The organism is Bacillus taeanensis, from assembly GCF_003318295.1.
Taxonomy (GTDB): Bacteria; Bacillota; Bacilli; order Bacillales; family UBA6769; genus Maribacillus; species Maribacillus taeanensis.
The window spans coordinates 1-15,237 of the sequence record NZ_QOCW01000012.1 but is presented as its reverse complement, the minus strand read 5'-3'; the positions used below and the strand labels follow the sequence as shown (position 1 = coordinate 15,237).

The following is a 15,237-nucleotide window of genomic DNA, read 5'->3' as shown; positions in this document are numbered from 1 at the left end:
CACCTAAGTAGTAAACTTCAGTTAGTGAGACAGAATAAACTTTTTTTCTTAAATTAATTAAAATGTAAATGCATTAATATTTGTGTACCAAATTTGGTAACCAATCCATAAGCTGATCAGCACAAATGAAAAAAATAAAAGGCCTTCAAGTTTTGAACCGGTTTTTATATATAATGGAAAGCGAAATCTTATTTTAAACGGATATAATAACTGGATACCTTTGGTTGTAAAAGCGTCTAACAGCAAATGACTAATGATACCGGTTATGACACCTAATTGAATCGTTTTGACACTATCGATCGTTAATAATCCGATCAACCAATAAATGACTGCTGTAAATAATATGCTGTGTGTAATCGTTCGGTGTCCAAACTGCTTGTTAATTGATTTAGATAATTTTTTTACTTTCTGACCGCTTATTGAATTTGGCTGACAAATATCCGGCAGCAGCCCGCCAAAAACAGCACTTACATAATAAATAAAAGGTTCATCAACTGCAACACCTTTTGAAGTAAAAAGATAATGTGTCACTGCTGCTGCGGTTATGCTTCCTACAATATGTGTCTTTCCTTCCATGATGCCTCATCCTTTGTTAAACTCTTTTCATTTTTTAGTTTACATAATATAATTATTGTTGCCTTATATGTAAAGAAATGAGCAGCAAATGCTACTCATTTAGTTGTGCCCTTATCGATTCTTGCCATATCTCATAAGGATTGCCGTCTTCTGCTATATCTAATACAAATGAGCCGTTGCTGTAACGGTCTGTTAATCGATAATCTCCTGTTTGAATATCGATTATTTTACCTTTATCTGTTTTAATGTATACCCGCTCATTTGCTGAAACTAACGCTACACCAGTGACGCGGTGAGGATTTTTCTTTAATTCTCTTAGCATCACAAGTCCTCGTTTAGCACGTGATGTCTTTTCGAATTCCGTTAATGCAATTCGTTTTACTGCACCCCTGTGTGTAATAACAAATAACTGATTCTTTTCAGAGTTTACGATAAAGCCGCTTACTACTTTATCATCCTCTTTTAAATTAATTCCTTTCACGCCTGCTGCACGCTGTCCTACGATATTGACTTCTTCTTCATCAAACCATAAACCATAACCAAGGTTTGTTGCAAGAAAGACCTGCTGATTTCCATCTGTACGATAAATGTTAACAACTTCATCATCGCCTTTTAGTTTTAGTGCCATTAGTGCTTTCGAATAGCGCGCTGCTTGATAATGCTTCAGTTCTGTTCGTTTAACCATCCCATTCTTTGTAATAAACAATAGATAGTCTTCTGTTTTAAAATCCTCAACAGGTACCGCTTCAATAATAGATTCATTTGAATCAATGGCAACGATATTCGCCACATGCTGACCCATGTCTTTCCAACGGATGTCCGGCAGTTCATGTACTGGTACATACAGATAACTTCCCTTATTCGTAAAGAGCAGTAAGGTATCCGTTGTATTCATATCTAACTTTTTCAATAGTCGATCGGTTTCTTTCATTCCGATATCTTCAGGACTTGATGCATTATATGATCGGATGCTTGTACGTTTAACATAGCCATCTTTTGTAACTGTTACCACGACATCCTCTGAAGGAACCATCACTTCTAGATTAATTTTAATTTCTTCAATTTCTTCTTGAATTTTGGTCCGGCGCTCATCTTCATATTTTTTCTTAATCGAAAGCAGGTCTTTTTTAATTACAGAGACCAATTTTTTTTCACTATTTAAAATGCCTTCAAGCTTTACAATTTCTTTTTGCAGTTCTTCCGCTTCTTTTTGAAGGGTTGTAATATCTGTATTGGTTAAGCGGTAAAGCTGCAGGGTAACGATTGCTTCCGCCTGCGCTTCTGTAAACGCAAACTTTTGAATTAAGTTATCTTTGGCATCACGCTTATCTTTAGAGGCGCGAATCGTTTCAATCACTTGATCTAAAATCGAAATCGCTTTAATCAAACCTTCTACAATATGAGCGCGTTCTTTTGCTCTTCGAAGGTCATATGTAGAACGTCTCGTCACAACTTCTTTTTGGTGATTTACATAAGACTCTAAAATTTGTTTTAAGCCCATTAATTTTGGTGTTTTATTATGAATGGCCACCATATTAAAGTTATACGCCACTTGTAAATCAGTATTTTTATATAAATAATTTAAAATGCCGTTCGCATCAGCGTCTTTCTTTAATTCAATGACAATTCTCATCCCATTGCGATCTGTTTCATCACGAACTTCGCTAATACCTTCTACTTTTTTATCGAGTCGAATTTCATCCATCTTCTTAACAAGATTTGCTTTGTTCACTTCAAAAGGGAGTTCGGTAATGACGATCTGTTCGCGGCCTCCTTTTACTTCTTCCACTGCCGCAAGACCTCTTAAAATCACTTTTCCTTTACCAGTTCGATAGGCTTTCTTAATGCCCTCTATCCCTTGTAAAATACCGCCTGTTGGGAAATCAGGTCCTTTAATAACGGTCATGAGCTCTTCAAGTGTACAATCAGGGTTTTCCATTTCCATAATCGCCCCGTCAATCACTTCACCTAAATGATGAGGGGGAATATCTGTTGCATAACCTGATGAAATTCCTGTAGAACCGTTTACTAATAAATTAGGATACATCGCAGGGAGTACGACAGGCTCTTCGATTGTATCATCAAAGTTTGGTGTAAACTCTACTGTATCTTTTTCAATATCACGAAGAAGTTCAGATGCGATCGATGATAATCTCGCTTCTGTATAACGCATTGCTGCAGGCGGATCACCGTCGACGCTTCCGTTATTACCGTGCATTTCAATTAACACATTGCGTACTTTCCAGTCTTGACTCATCCGCACCATTGCTTCATAAACAGACGAGTCACCATGGGGATGATAGTTTCCAATGACATTACCAACCGTTTTAGCTGATTTACGATACGGTTTATCATGAGTATTTTTATCTTGAAACATTGCATACAAAATACGACGCTGTACAGGTTTTAGACCGTCTCTTGCATCCGGAAGAGCGCGTTCTTGAATAATATATTTACTATAGCGGCCAAATCGATCGCCAATAACATCTTCTAACGGTAAATCTAAAAACTTTTCAGCAGGTACCAAATCATTCTGCCTCCTCAACAACACTAATATTTTCATTATCTAAAATGTTTGTTTCTTCATTTAATCCAAATTGAACATTTGATTCAATCCATTGTCTTCTAGGTTCTACTTTATCTCCCATAAGCACGGAGACTCGTCTTTCAACACGGGCTGCATCTTCAATTTTCACGCGGATTAATGTGCGTGTAGCAGGATCCATCGTTGTTTCCCAAAGCTGTTCAGCGTTCATTTCTCCAAGACCTTTGTAACGCTGAATCGTATAACCTTTGCCAATCTTTTTAATTGCTTCCTTTAACCCGTCTTCATCCCATGCATATTCAATTTTTTCTTTCTTTCCGGTTCCTTTACTCACTTTATATAAAGGCGGAAGCGCAATATATACTTTCCCCTTTTCAATGAGCGGTCTCATATAGCGATAAAAGAACGTTAACAACAAGACTTGAATATGAGCTCCGTCCGTATCAGCATCCGTCATAATGACAATTTTGTCATAGTTCGTATCTTCGACTGTAAAATCCGGACCAACTCCCGCTCCAATCGCATGAATAATCGTACTAATTTCTTCATTTTTAAGAATATCTTGTATTTTTGCTTTTTCGGTATTAATCACTTTTCCTCGTAATGGTAAGATCGCTTGAAATTTACGATCGCGTCCCTGCTTTGCAGAACCGCCTGCAGAATCTCCCTCAACAAGATAAAGTTCATTTCTAGCCGTATTACGAGATGTTGCAGGTGTTAACTTTCCGCTTAACACCGATTCTTTTCGTTTATTCTTTTTGCCAGTGCGGGCATCTTCACGAGCTTTTCGCGCTGCTTCACGTGCCTGTGCGGCTTTAACAGCCTTTTTAATTAACATTTCCGCTGTCGAAGGGTTTTCTTCAAGGAAATACGAAAATTGCTCTGAAACGACCGCATCAACGGCTGAGCGGGCATCGCTTGTTCCAAGTTTACTTTTTGTTTGCCCTTCAAACTGCAGTTTTTCTTCTGGAATTCGAACAGACACAATGGCAGTAAAACCTTCGCGGATATCTGTTCCTTCTAGGTTTTTATCTTTTTCTTTTAGCAAGTTTACTTTTCGAGCGTAATCGTTAATGATTCTTGTTATCGCAGATTTTGCGCCTGATTCATGTGTGCCGCCATCTTTTGTGCGCACATTGTTAACAAAAGAAAGCACATTTTCAGAAAATCCATCGTTATATTGAAATGCAATTTCTGCTTCAATGCCGTTTGCTTCTCCTTCAAACATGACAACTGGATGCAGCGTATCTTTTTCTTCGTTTAAATAATCGATAAACGCCTCAATTCCTGTTTCATAATGGAATTCTTCTTGACGGTCATGACGTTTATCAATGAGTTCAATTTTTAACCCTTTAAGAAGAAAAGCAGCTTCTCTAAGGCGCTCGCTTAACGTGTCATAATTGTAAACAGTTGCACTAAACATTTCAGAATCCGGCTTAAAATGAATCATCGTTCCCGTTTGTCTTGTTGTTCCTGTTTTCTCAAGCGTAGTTACAGGATGACCACCACGCTCAAAGCGTTGCTTATAAACAGTTCCTTCTCGTTTAATTGTAACCTCAAGCCATTCTGACAGGGCGTTTACAACAGAAGCACCAACACCGTGAAGACCTCCGCTTGTTTTATAACCGCCTCCGCCAAATTTTCCCCCAGCATGAAGAACTGTTAAAATCACTTCTGGAGTTGGCTTACCTAACCGGTGCATACCAACCGGCATACCTCGCCCTTCATCCTGAACACTAATACTGTTATCGTGATGAATGGTAACTGTTATTTTATTACCGTGACCAGCAAGTGCTTCGTCGACGGCGTTATCTACAATTTCATAGACAAGGTGATGCAAGCCGCGGCTGTCCGTACTTCCAATATACATTCCTGGTCGTTTTCTTACCGCCTCAAGGCCCTCTAAAACCTGTATTGCATCATCATTGTAATCAACTTGTTTGTTAATAGCCATTGTCTTGCCCCTTTCAACATACATGTAGCTATAATAGCGTACCACATAAGAACGTGCGTTTCTATATTTTTATTTTTCAACTAGTTTCATTTTATCTTTAATCTTATAAATCGCAAACTATTATTTGCAATATATACGATATCACATGTTTATTATCCTCTATCCTTACCTGTTATTTCTATTTCAATGCGAGAGAGAAAAAGAAAAACCACTCTTCGTTGAGTGGTTTTCGCGATTATTTTGTTAGAGCATGTTCAACTTTAATGCAGCGGTCCATAACCACTGTCACATCATGTTTTTTTAAGTAATCATAGGCTTCTTGGTTTGCAACACCAAGCTGTGCCCAAAACACATCCGCGCCAATTTCAACAGCTTCTTTTGCAATCTCTGGTAAAAACTCGCTTCTTCGAAAAACATTTACAATATCAACGTGTCCGTCAATCTCTTTTAACGAAGACACCGCTTTTACGCCAAATGCTTCCTTAATGGTAGGATTCACTGGAATGATTTCATAGCCAACCTGCTGCATCGCTTGAGAAACACTATAAGAAGTTCGCATTGGATTGTCAGACAAACCAACAACCGCAATTCGTTTTTTTGACTTTAAAATTTCGCCGATTTCCTCGCGTGTTGGATTTTCAATGGTCATTATGATCACCTCAAATAAACTTATTTTTTGTTTAGAAGTTCTTTTTGTTGTAAAAAAACTGCTGGATGATTTATCTTACGCATTTATTCCCTAAATCTTTTTATGTTAAACGATAAACATCTTTATATTTTTTTTCTAAATAATCGATTAAATAATGAGCATTTAGCGATTCGCCTGTTACATCTTTCATAATTTCAATTGGTTTTTTCATCTTTCCGTATTGATGCACATTTTTAGTTAGCCACTCTTTAATAGGTAAAAGATTTCCTTCTTCCATCAATTCATTAAAGCTGGACAGCTCTTTTTCCATTGCATGCTTTAACTGCGCCGCATAGATATATCCTAATGCATACGATGGGAAGTATCCAAAAGAACCACCAGACCAGTGAACATCCTGTAAAACACCTTCCGCATCATTCGCTGGTGCAACACCTAAGTATTCGTTCATTTTCTCATTCCAAATCTTCGGAAGATCTTTTACTTCAATTTCATCGTTAAACAAAGCTTTTTCAATTTCATAACGCACCATAATATGAAGCGCATATGTTAATTCATCTGCTTCAATTCGAATAAGAGAAGGTCCCGCTGTATTAATCGCCCGGTAAAAGTCTTCTGTTGAAACCTGGTCAAATTGACCGCTGCTGTACTTTTTCAATGTAGAATAATTTTTCTTCCAAAATGAAAGGTGTCTGCCGACAAAGTTCTCCCAAAACAGCGATTGCGACTCGTGAATGCCCATTGATGTACCATCGCAAAGCGGCGTTCCAATTAATTCATTTGAAATATTTTGTTCATAGAGAGCATGACCGCCTTCATGTATCGTTCCAAAAACAGCTGTACGAAAATCTTTTTCATCGTATTTCGTTGTCACACGAACATCTCCAGGATTTAATCCAGTCGCAAACGGATGAACCGTTTCATCTAAACGTCCCGCTTGAAAATCATAACCCATTTCTTTTAATATTTCTAAACTAAATGCTTGTTGATTTTCTTTTGGAAAATGAGCGAATAAAAACGAGGTTTCCGGTTGATCTGAAGCGTTAGCGATTGCTTGCACAAGCGGAACAATTCGCTCTCTTAACTGACCAAAAACCCGGTCAATCACTTCTACTGTAACGCCGGGCTCATACATATCCAATAAAGCATTATATTTATGCCCCTTATATCCCCAATAAGTAATAAATCGTTTATTAAAAGAGACTAATTTTTCTAAGTATGGACGGAACATCTCAAAATCAGACTGCTCTTTCGCTTCCTCCCAAACCGACTCCGCTTTTGCTGTTAAAATCACATATTCTTTATATTCTGCAGGAGGAATTTTTGTGTTTCGTTCATAGTTTTCTTTACATTCTTGAAGAGATTTTTTAGTAACAGCCGATAAATTGGATGCCCCAGATAGGTCTTCAATATAAGACTTCATTTCAGCTGAAACCGACATGTTAAACAGATCACTTGAAAGCATACCAATTACTTCTGAGCGCTGTTCCATTCCTTTTTTAGGAGCTCCTGTACGAAGATCCCAATACATTAAGCTGATTGTTTCCTCAAAACCTGCCATTTTTTTTATGTATTCTAGAAATTGCTGTTCAATTTCCTTGATGTTTTTCACTATAAAAACCCTTTCTTTATTCAAAATTACCGCATAATTATTTTAGCACACATCTTTTTTTTGTAAAAAAAGAACGTCTTTTCAATAAAAAAAGGAACGTGCAGAACCGTTCCTAATGTGAACATTAATATTTAACTGCTGAATAAAGTGATTGAATAAGTTTAGGATCTACTCCATGGGCATGGGCTACCCCATGCTGATAGGCTTGCCTCGCTTCTGACATAGAAGAAAGTATAAATTCACGATTACATGACGCAGCATGCTCTTCTGATAAAAGATGCTGTTCAGCAGAGCATAATGCTTCATAAATTTTTTCAAGCTCATGAAACCGCTGCATGACCTTTCACCTGCCTTATTTTAAACTATTTTCATAGTATATGGCAGAATGTTCTCTTTTATACATGCTATTTTTCACGAGATGATCTAAATAAGAACATTCACCTCTTTTTATAAGTCTTCTTTAATTTAGTGTAGTATTCTTTTCAAATACACATAGAAAACGTTCTCTTGCTTCATATTAACATTGAAACAATTTTGAAGGAGGAATTACACATGTCTATGTATGATAACGTTCAAGAAGAAATTGAAAATATAAAATTGGTTATTGCCAATGCGGAAAAAACATTAAGAAAGGCCCAGCTGCAGGAAGAAATTGATTTAGCTCCTTATACAGATGCACAGCAGGAACTTGAAAATTGCTATATGCAGTTAGAACAGATGATTCATAATTCAACGCCAGAACTTCGCGACCAGCTCCAGCGCGTCCAGCAGATGGTTCGAAAAACACAAAATGAAATGGTGCTGGGTTTTCATGTGACAGAACTTGACTGAAGAAATCCTTCAGTCTTTTTTTGTTTACTTAAGGTCTCCCTTGATGCGAGTTTCCCATGATATGATGAAAGAAAGATTTTACGAATGGAGATGATTGGTATGGAAAAGTGGGGAATTATAGGGATTGGAAAATTAGGAACGGCTCTTGCTGCTCAGGTACAAAGTCAGAAAATAGGTGTGTATCATCCAAACTACGAGAAAGCAGAATCGTTTACTAAAAACTATCCTCATACTTATGCATTAAGAAAAAGTGAATTAGAAAAAATCGATTATTTGATCCTCTCTCTTCCTGCTCAACAAATCTCTTTGTTTCTTAAAGAAACGAATCATCTTTTAAAAAGCACTGTTCTCATAAACATGGCCACCTCTTTAAAAACGAATGATCTTCATCTGCAATTTCCTAACTTAACAATAATCAGTATGAAATTTATTGGTCATTCAAATGCATTAAGACTGTACGGAAATGGTCTTTTTGTCACTGCTAAACAAAAAGCAGCTCATCATGTTCTTCGCTTTTTTGAAGAAATTGGCACTGTATTAGATGCTGATGAATCGCTTGTATTTGAAGTCAATAAAACAGCAACAACATATGCCGTTGAAGCAGCAGTAGAAATTGAAAAAAACCTGCAAAAACAAGGATATGAAGACGTCTTAATAACTACTGCTCTTCAATCAATGGTTCCTGAAGTGATACGGTCTTATGTACAGGGCACATTGGGGCATTTTGCTCAAAATATTGTAAAAGAAATTAAACAGAAAGATAAATTATTTTGAAAAAATTGAATTTTCAATTGATTGCAAGGGGGAAACGCTTTACAATAAGAGAAACAAATATTGTAATATAAAATTGCTATGTTGGTTTAGGAGGAGAAAGCATGAGTTATTCAAAAGTAGAGAAACCAGGTTATTTTGGAGAATTTGGTGGCAGTTTTGTGCCGCCACAGCTGCAGGAAGCACTTAATTATCTTGAGAAGCAGTATAATCTTTATAAAGATGATCCAGTGTTTAATAAAGAATTTCGTTACTATTTAAAAGAGTATATCGGTCGTGATAATCCACTTACATATGCTGAGAAGCTGACTGAAAAGCTTGGCGGCGCTAAAATTTATTTAAAACGTGAAGATTTAAATCATACAGGTTCTCATAAAATTAATAATGTAATGGGGCAAATTCTACTCGCAAAACGGATGGGCGTAAAACGAATTATTGCCGAAACCGGAGCTGGTCAGCATGGTGTCGCAACTGCTACAGGTTGTGCGATGTTCGGAATGGATTGTGTCGTGTATATGGGAGCAGAAGATGTTCGCCGACAAGCACTAAACGTATTTCGAATGGAGTTGTTAGGCGCAAAGGTTGTGTCCGTTTCTAACGGCCAAGGTCGTTTAAAAGACGCTGTGGACGCCGCGTTAACCGATTATATGGAAAGTTATGAACATACCTTTTATTTACTTGGATCTGCAGTTGGACCTCACCCTTACCCGACAATGGTGAAGCATTTTCAATCGGTGATTAGTGAAGAATCAAAAGCACAAATTCTTGAAAAAGAAGGTCGCCTTCCTGATGCTGTTATCGCTTGCGCTGGCGGAGGAAGTAATGCAATTGGAGCGTTTGCTCATTATATTGATAAACCTAGTGTTCGCTTAATCGGAGTTGAGCCTGATAAAGCCCCTACATTAACAGAAGGTGTGCCGGCAGAAATTCACGGTTTTAAAACACTCGCTTTAATTGATGAAGATGGGAATCCGAAGAAAACTTATTCGATTGCAGCGGGACTTGATTATCCAGGAATTGGACCTGAACACAGCTCTTTAAAAGTTTCTGGTCGCGCTGAATATTATTCGGTTACAAATGAAGAAGTACTTGAAGCGTTTCAAGTGTTATGTAAAGAAGAAGGGGTTATTCCTGCCTTAGAAAGTGCTCATGCTGTTGCTTACACCTTAAAGCTTGCACCAACGTTAGATAAAGAGCAACTTCTCATTGTAAATGTATCGGGGCGCGGGGATAAAGATGTGCAGGAAGTATTTGAATTATTAAAGCAGAAAAAATCCTAAAGGGTCAATCCCTTTAGGATTTTTTCTTTTTATTTATTAAAAGTTTAATACAAATACTTTATCACGCGTCATTGATTCAATACTTCTGCGCACTCCCTGCACGCCTAAGCCGGAATTTTTCACACCAATAAAAGGAAAATGATCAGGGCCGCGCTCTGTTTTAGCATTTAACTGCACAGAGCCTACTTCAAGTTCAGCACCAAGTTTCATTGCTTTTTCTACATTTTTTGTAAAGATACTTGCCTGCAGTCCGTATTCAGAAGCATTTGCAAGTTCAACTGCTTCTGTCTCATTTTTCACACGAATAATTGGAAGTACTGGACCAAACGGCTCTTCCCAAGCAAGATCCATATCAGCTGTCACATGGTCAAGCAGTGTTGGATAAATAAGGTTTTCTTCACGTTTATTTCCGGTAACTAAAGATGCTCCTTTTGAAAGCGCATCATCAATTAAGCTTTGAACAAAATCAGCAGATTGTTCATCAATTAATGCTGTAATATCTGCATCTTCTTCAGGTGTACCAATAGATAGGGCTTCAATTTGTTCTTTGATTTTTAATGTTAACGCATCAGCCACTTCTTCTTGTACTAAAACACGTTTAATCGCCGTGCAGCGCTGACCAGAATAAGAAAACGCTCCTCCAACAATATTTTTAGCTGTTAAATCAAGGTCTGCATCTTCTAGTACAATTGCAGGATCTTTACCTCCGAGTTCAAGTACAAGCGGAATCATTTTTGCTTTCTCGGCAATCGCTTGTCCTGTTGCAGTTCCACCAGTAAAAGAAATCATATTTACTTTAGGGTGCGTTACTAAGAAATCACCAATTTCAGAACCTTTTCCTGTTACAGCTTGTACAACACCTTTTGGAAGATTTGTATTTAATAATGCTTTAATCATTAATAATCCGCTTAATGATCCTTGTGTTGCAGGTTTGAAAACAACAGCATTACCAGTGATTAATGCAGGAGCAACTTTTGAAGCAGCTAAGTTTACCGGATAGTTGAATGGTGAGATCGCAAGAACGACACCAAGTGGTTCTCTACCAATCATTGCAATTTTATCAGTTGTACCGCCTGGAAATGCATCGCCTTTCATCATGTCACCATGAAGACGAACTCCTTCTTCAGCTGTGTAACGAATTAAGTCAGCTGTACGATCCACTTCTTTTTGTGCAGAAGAAATGCCTTTTCCAACTTCTTTTGAAATCGTTACTGCTAATTCTTCTTTATTTTTTAAAAGTTCATCCGCCCAGGCGTGAAGAACCTGAGCACGCTTGTACACTTCTACTTTTGCCCATGTTTTTTGCTGAAGAGAAGCCTCATTCATCGCTGCCTCTACTTCTTTTTTTGTCATAAGTGGGATACTTCCTAGAAGCTCATTACCAGTAACTGAATAAATTTCTTTTTTGTTTTTTGCTAATACCGTTGTACTTTGCAAACTTGACACCTTCTTTTCTGTAGTATTTTCCTGTTCATTCATCGCTGTTAGTTTTCAGATTATTCATGTGATTCTAAATTTATTATGGAAGAAAATATAATAGATGTTCAAATGTAATGAAAACGGAAACATTTTCCATTTAAACGCTATCATCTCTGACTATCTTTAAAATACATCGAATTTCTTAACTTTAATACCGAATTTTGTTTATAGTCTGAAAATTTATATAATTATGTCGATTAATGTTGAATAATTAAAAATTAAAAGAGCATACTAGGAGAGACTCTAAAAAGGTGGGGATAAGATGTCTGAACCATATAATGATATTAAACAAGTAGAAATGACAGTAAAAACAGCACAAAAAATGGTCGGTTATGCGACAATGAGTATGGATCCTGATCAATTAAAAGATGCTACAAACGCTTTAAATCAAGCAAAAACACAGTATCAAGAAGCACTTGCAAATCAAACAGGTGTGGATCAACAACTTTTTCAGCAGTCAGCAGAAATATTAAGAGAATGTGAAACACAGTTATCAGGAGCAAAAAACGAATAAAAAAATGCTGTCGATTTTTGACAGCATTTTTTTTATGGGAATTTTATTTATTTTATTTATATGGTCCGTTTAGTTCAATGATACTTGAAATTTCATTTCCCTCTAAAGCTTGTGAACCTAATTTATCAGCTTCACTATTTTGGTTTCGTGGAAGCAGAGTAAAATTCGCACGGAGGCGCAGTTTTTTCATTGTTTGTTCAATTCGATCAATCCATCGATTTAGATTTTCTTCATAACAAGGCCATTCTTCACTCAATTGATTAATGACAACTTGAGAATCTCCTCTAATTTGAATGGAAAATTCCTGCGTTTGAAGTGCTTCAATTTCTTGGAGTGCCATCCATAAGGCCGCATATTCCGCTTCGTTATTAGAGTCCATATCAGAAATTTTTTCGTTTTTTCTAATCCGAAAGAATTTATTGTTTTGTGTATAGTAAATAACAATTCCAAGGCCTGCTTCATTCGTTTGGCGGTTATAATTACCATCAAAATAAACGACAATGTGATGAGGTGCTTCAAGCGCTTCGTTTAAATAGCGATCAAGCTCTTTCTTTGACCATTCTTTTCCCAATTCATCAATTAATTCAAGCTGTTGAACTCGTCCTGTTTTTTCAATATCTTGTATGAGTGTTAATAGATCTTTTGCGTCTATTAAATCTGAAGTAAATGTCAGTACATCATTGATTCGAGTTGGTTTATAATGCCATTTCAGATAGAACTTCATGTAAAAACCTCTCTTTTTGCTATTTGTTAACTAACTGCTTTCCGCACTTTTTTAATTCTTGTCCAACTGAGCATGTTTGAATACAAAAGCGCTGTGCATAATTTTTTCCATATGTTTTTCGTAAATGATCTCGTACAAAGCAATCACTGCAGTATGTGTCTAATATTTGACTGATTTCCATCATTACGTCTTGACGTTCCATTATTTCATTCAACTCCTACTTAACTTTCCCGTTGTTTCTTAGTATTTGTAAACACAAGTTATTTTACTAAAACAGCTCGTGAGTAATCACAGAATCCCCTTTAGCCGATATTCTACATTCCTGCTAAAAATCCTTTATGTTTCTTTGTTTTAAAATAGTATTTATATAAAAATATATGGAGGATAACTTAGTGAGAGAACTACTTTTGTCTTTTAAGTTATTTCTCTTGGTTGATAGGATAGGGTTTGATACAATCATATAAACATTACTTACCATACCATGAGATTATAAAAAGGGGAAAAATTATGATTGAAGTCTATGTGGACGGAGCAAGCGCGGGAAATCCAGGTCCCTCAGGTGCTGGAATCTTTATTAAATTATCAAATGGAGAAGTGGAACGTTATTCAATACCGCTTGGGATTATGACCAATCACGAGGCGGAATATCATGCGTTTATTAAAGCGCTAAAAATTTGTGTAGAAAAAGACTATTTATCTGCTTCTTTTCGAACAGATTCTCAGTTAATTGACCGCGCTGTGGAAAAGCGTTATGTAAAAAAAACAGTCTATAATGATCTTCTCCAACAAGCCCTAGAACTGATGGATCAATTTGAATTGTTTTTTATGAAATGGATTCCAAGCAGTCAAAATAAAACAGCAGATGAATTAGCACGAAAAGCAGTCCAGTTAAATTAAAAGAAGAGGCAGATTGTGAGCAGCCTCTTCTTTTTTATTGATTAATTTTTAACAGCGTGTGTTACACATTTGTCGTATAACCCTTTTTCTTTTAAAACCGCTATTAACGTTTCGCCCATCACTGCTGGCGTATCCGCTACTTGAATGCCGCATGCGTTCATGGTTTTAATTTTTTCAGCGGCCGTTCCTTTGCCTCCGGAAATAATCGCGCCGGCATGCCCCATCCGTTTTCCAGGAGGAGCTGTTTGACCGCCGATAAAGCCGACAACAGGTTTTGTCATATTTGCTTTCACCCACTCAGCCGCTTCTTCTTCCGCTGTCCCGCCGATTTCTCCAATCATAATCACCGCATACGTGTCGTCATCTTCATTAAACGCTTTTAGGACATCAATAAAGTTCGTCCCGTTTACAGGGTCACCGCCGATTCCAACCGCTGTTGATTGACCAATTCCTGCTTCAGAAAGCTGATGAACGGCTTCATATGTTAATGTACCAGAGCGGGATACAACACCAACATGACCTTTTTTATGAATATAACCCGGCATGATGCCAATTTTACATTCTTCAGGCGTAATTACACCCGGACAGTTTGGTCCAACAAGACGTGTTTTCTTTCCTTCCATATAGCGCTTCACGTTCACCATATCAAGGACTGGAATGCCTTCTGTAATACAAATCGCCAAATCAAGCTCGGCATCGACTGCTTCCATAATCGCATCCGCCGCAAATGCAGGTGGTACATATATAACAGAGGCATTGGCACCCGTTTCTTTCACTGCATCTTCTACTGTATCAAATACAGGTACGCCTTCCACTTCTGTTCCGCCTTTACCAGGTGTCACACCACCAACGATTTTTGTTCCATACTCCAGCATCTGCTGTGTATGAAATAATCCAACTGATCCTGTAATTCCTTGTACAATCACTTTTGTTTTACTATTAATAAATACGCTCATTTTTCCCTCGCCTTTCTATTATACTAATGCTACGATTTTTTCTGCGCCGTCTGCCATTGATTCCGCTGCTGTAATATTTAAGCCTGATTCTTTTAGAATTTTCTTACCTAAATCAACATTTGTTCCTTCTAAACGAACGACAAGAGGAATCTCAAGACCAACCTGCTTTGTCGCCTCGACAACACCTTGAGCAATCACATCACACTTCATAATACCGCCGAAAATGTTGACATAAATGCCTTTTACATTTTCATCGGATAAAATAATTTTGAATGCTTCCGTTACTTTTTCAGCTGTCGCACCGCCCCCAACGTCAAGGAAGTTTGCCGGATCGCCGCCGTAATGTTTAATAATATCCATTGTGGCCATCGCAAGACCTGCCCCGTTTACCATGCAGCCGATGTTGCCATCTAAGGCGATGTAGCTTAAATCATATTTGGAGGCTTCAATTT

General features: G+C 37.4%; 14 protein-coding genes and 2 pseudogenes. 5 read left to right on the top strand and 11 right to left on the bottom strand.

What is annotated here, in order from left to right; genetic code table 11:
- Nucleotides 1-57: 57 nt before the first annotated feature.
- The 6 genes from DS031_RS12385 to DS031_RS12360 all read right to left on the bottom strand — a co-directional run bounded on the left by DS031_RS12385 (nt 58) and on the right by DS031_RS12360 (nt 7,670).
- Nucleotides 58-576 carry a metal-dependent hydrolase gene (locus tag DS031_RS12385; RefSeq protein ID WP_113806384.1) on the bottom strand — a complete coding sequence of 173 codons (519 nt, stop codon included), beginning with the start codon at nt 574-576 and terminating at the stop codon, nt 58-60.
- A gap of 91 nt (nt 577-667) precedes the next feature.
- The gene (gene parC / locus DS031_RS12380) at nt 668-3,103 is read right to left on the bottom strand and encodes a DNA topoisomerase IV subunit A (RefSeq protein WP_113806383.1); all 2,436 of its coding nucleotides are present in this window, start codon (nt 3,101-3,103) and stop codon (nt 668-670) included.
- 1 nt (nt 3,104) lies between these two features.
- Entirely contained in the window at nt 3,105-5,075 is a 1,971-nt protein-coding gene (gene parE / locus DS031_RS12375; protein ID WP_113806382.1) for a DNA topoisomerase IV subunit B, read from the bottom strand.
- Nucleotides 5,076-5,310: 235 nt separating this feature from the next.
- Complete coding sequence (locus DS031_RS12370) at nt 5,311-5,724, bottom strand: CoA-binding protein (protein WP_113806381.1); 414 nt, start codon at nt 5,722-5,724, stop codon at nt 5,311-5,313.
- Between the two features lie 100 nt (nt 5,725-5,824).
- Nucleotides 5,825-7,336 carry a carboxypeptidase M32 gene (locus tag DS031_RS12365; protein ID WP_113806477.1) on the bottom strand — a complete coding sequence of 504 codons (1,512 nt, stop codon included), beginning with the start codon at nt 7,334-7,336 and terminating at the stop codon, nt 5,825-5,827.
- A 121-nt stretch (nt 7,337-7,457) separates the two neighbouring features.
- Nucleotides 7,458-7,670, bottom strand: coding sequence for a hypothetical protein (locus DS031_RS12360; protein ID WP_113806380.1), 213 nt, complete (start codon nt 7,668-7,670; stop codon nt 7,458-7,460).
- Between the two features lie 215 nt (nt 7,671-7,885).
- Here DS031_RS12360 and DS031_RS12355 point away from each other — a divergent pair, with 215 nt between their 5' ends.
- The 3 genes from DS031_RS12355 to trpB all read left to right on the top strand — a co-directional run bounded on the left by DS031_RS12355 (nt 7,886) and on the right by trpB (nt 10,215).
- On the top strand, nt 7,886-8,164 hold the full coding sequence (locus DS031_RS12355) for a DUF2524 family protein (protein ID WP_113806379.1): 279 nt from the start codon (nt 7,886-7,888) through the stop codon (nt 8,162-8,164).
- A 99-nt stretch (nt 8,165-8,263) separates the two neighbouring features.
- On the top strand, nt 8,264-8,938 hold the full coding sequence (locus tag DS031_RS12350; RefSeq protein WP_181833137.1) for an NAD(P)-binding domain-containing protein: 675 nt from the start codon (nt 8,264-8,266) through the stop codon (nt 8,936-8,938).
- 101 nt (nt 8,939-9,039) lie between these two features.
- The gene (gene trpB, locus DS031_RS12345; RefSeq protein WP_113806377.1) at nt 9,040-10,215 is read left to right on the top strand and encodes a tryptophan synthase subunit beta; all 1,176 of its coding nucleotides are present in this window, start codon (nt 9,040-9,042) and stop codon (nt 10,213-10,215) included.
- A gap of 36 nt (nt 10,216-10,251) precedes the next feature.
- On the opposite strand, the pseudogene DS031_RS12340 reads toward trpB, so the two are convergent.
- Nucleotides 10,252-11,616 (bottom strand): annotated as a pseudogene (locus DS031_RS12340) (NADP-dependent glyceraldehyde-3-phosphate dehydrogenase); the annotation flags it as partial.
- Nucleotides 11,617-11,956: 340 nt separating this feature from the next.
- Here DS031_RS12340 and DS031_RS12335 point away from each other — a divergent pair.
- Nucleotides 11,957-12,208, top strand: coding sequence for a DUF2564 family protein (locus DS031_RS12335; protein ID WP_113806375.1), 252 nt, complete (start codon nt 11,957-11,959; stop codon nt 12,206-12,208).
- Nucleotides 12,209-12,260: 52 nt separating this feature from the next.
- Here DS031_RS12335 and DS031_RS12330 read toward each other — a convergent pair whose 3' ends face one another.
- Both DS031_RS12330 and DS031_RS12325 read right to left on the bottom strand, forming a co-directional pair.
- Complete coding sequence (locus DS031_RS12330) at nt 12,261-12,932, bottom strand: reverse transcriptase-like protein (RefSeq protein WP_113806374.1); 672 nt, start codon at nt 12,930-12,932, stop codon at nt 12,261-12,263.
- Between the two features lie 19 nt (nt 12,933-12,951).
- Nucleotides 12,952-13,134: a zinc-finger domain-containing protein gene (locus DS031_RS12325; RefSeq protein ID WP_181833136.1), complete on the bottom strand. Its 183-nt coding sequence runs from the start codon at nt 13,132-13,134 to the stop codon at nt 12,952-12,954.
- Nucleotides 13,135-13,439: 305 nt separating this feature from the next.
- Between DS031_RS12325 and DS031_RS12320 the strand changes: the two genes are divergently transcribed.
- Nucleotides 13,440-13,829 (top strand): reverse transcriptase-like protein, encoded by a 390-nt coding sequence (locus tag DS031_RS12320; protein WP_113806373.1) that lies wholly within the window; start codon nt 13,440-13,442, stop codon nt 13,827-13,829.
- Between the two features lie 41 nt (nt 13,830-13,870).
- Here DS031_RS12320 and sucD read toward each other — a convergent pair whose 3' ends face one another.
- Together sucD and sucC are read right to left on the bottom strand one after the other, a co-directional pair.
- Nucleotides 13,871-14,785: a succinate--CoA ligase subunit alpha gene (sucD, locus tag DS031_RS12315; protein ID WP_113806372.1), complete on the bottom strand. Its 915-nt coding sequence runs from the start codon at nt 14,783-14,785 to the stop codon at nt 13,871-13,873.
- 18 nt (nt 14,786-14,803) lie between these two features.
- Nucleotides 14,804-15,237, bottom strand: a pseudogene (gene sucC, locus DS031_RS12310) (succinate--CoA ligase subunit beta); the annotation flags it as partial.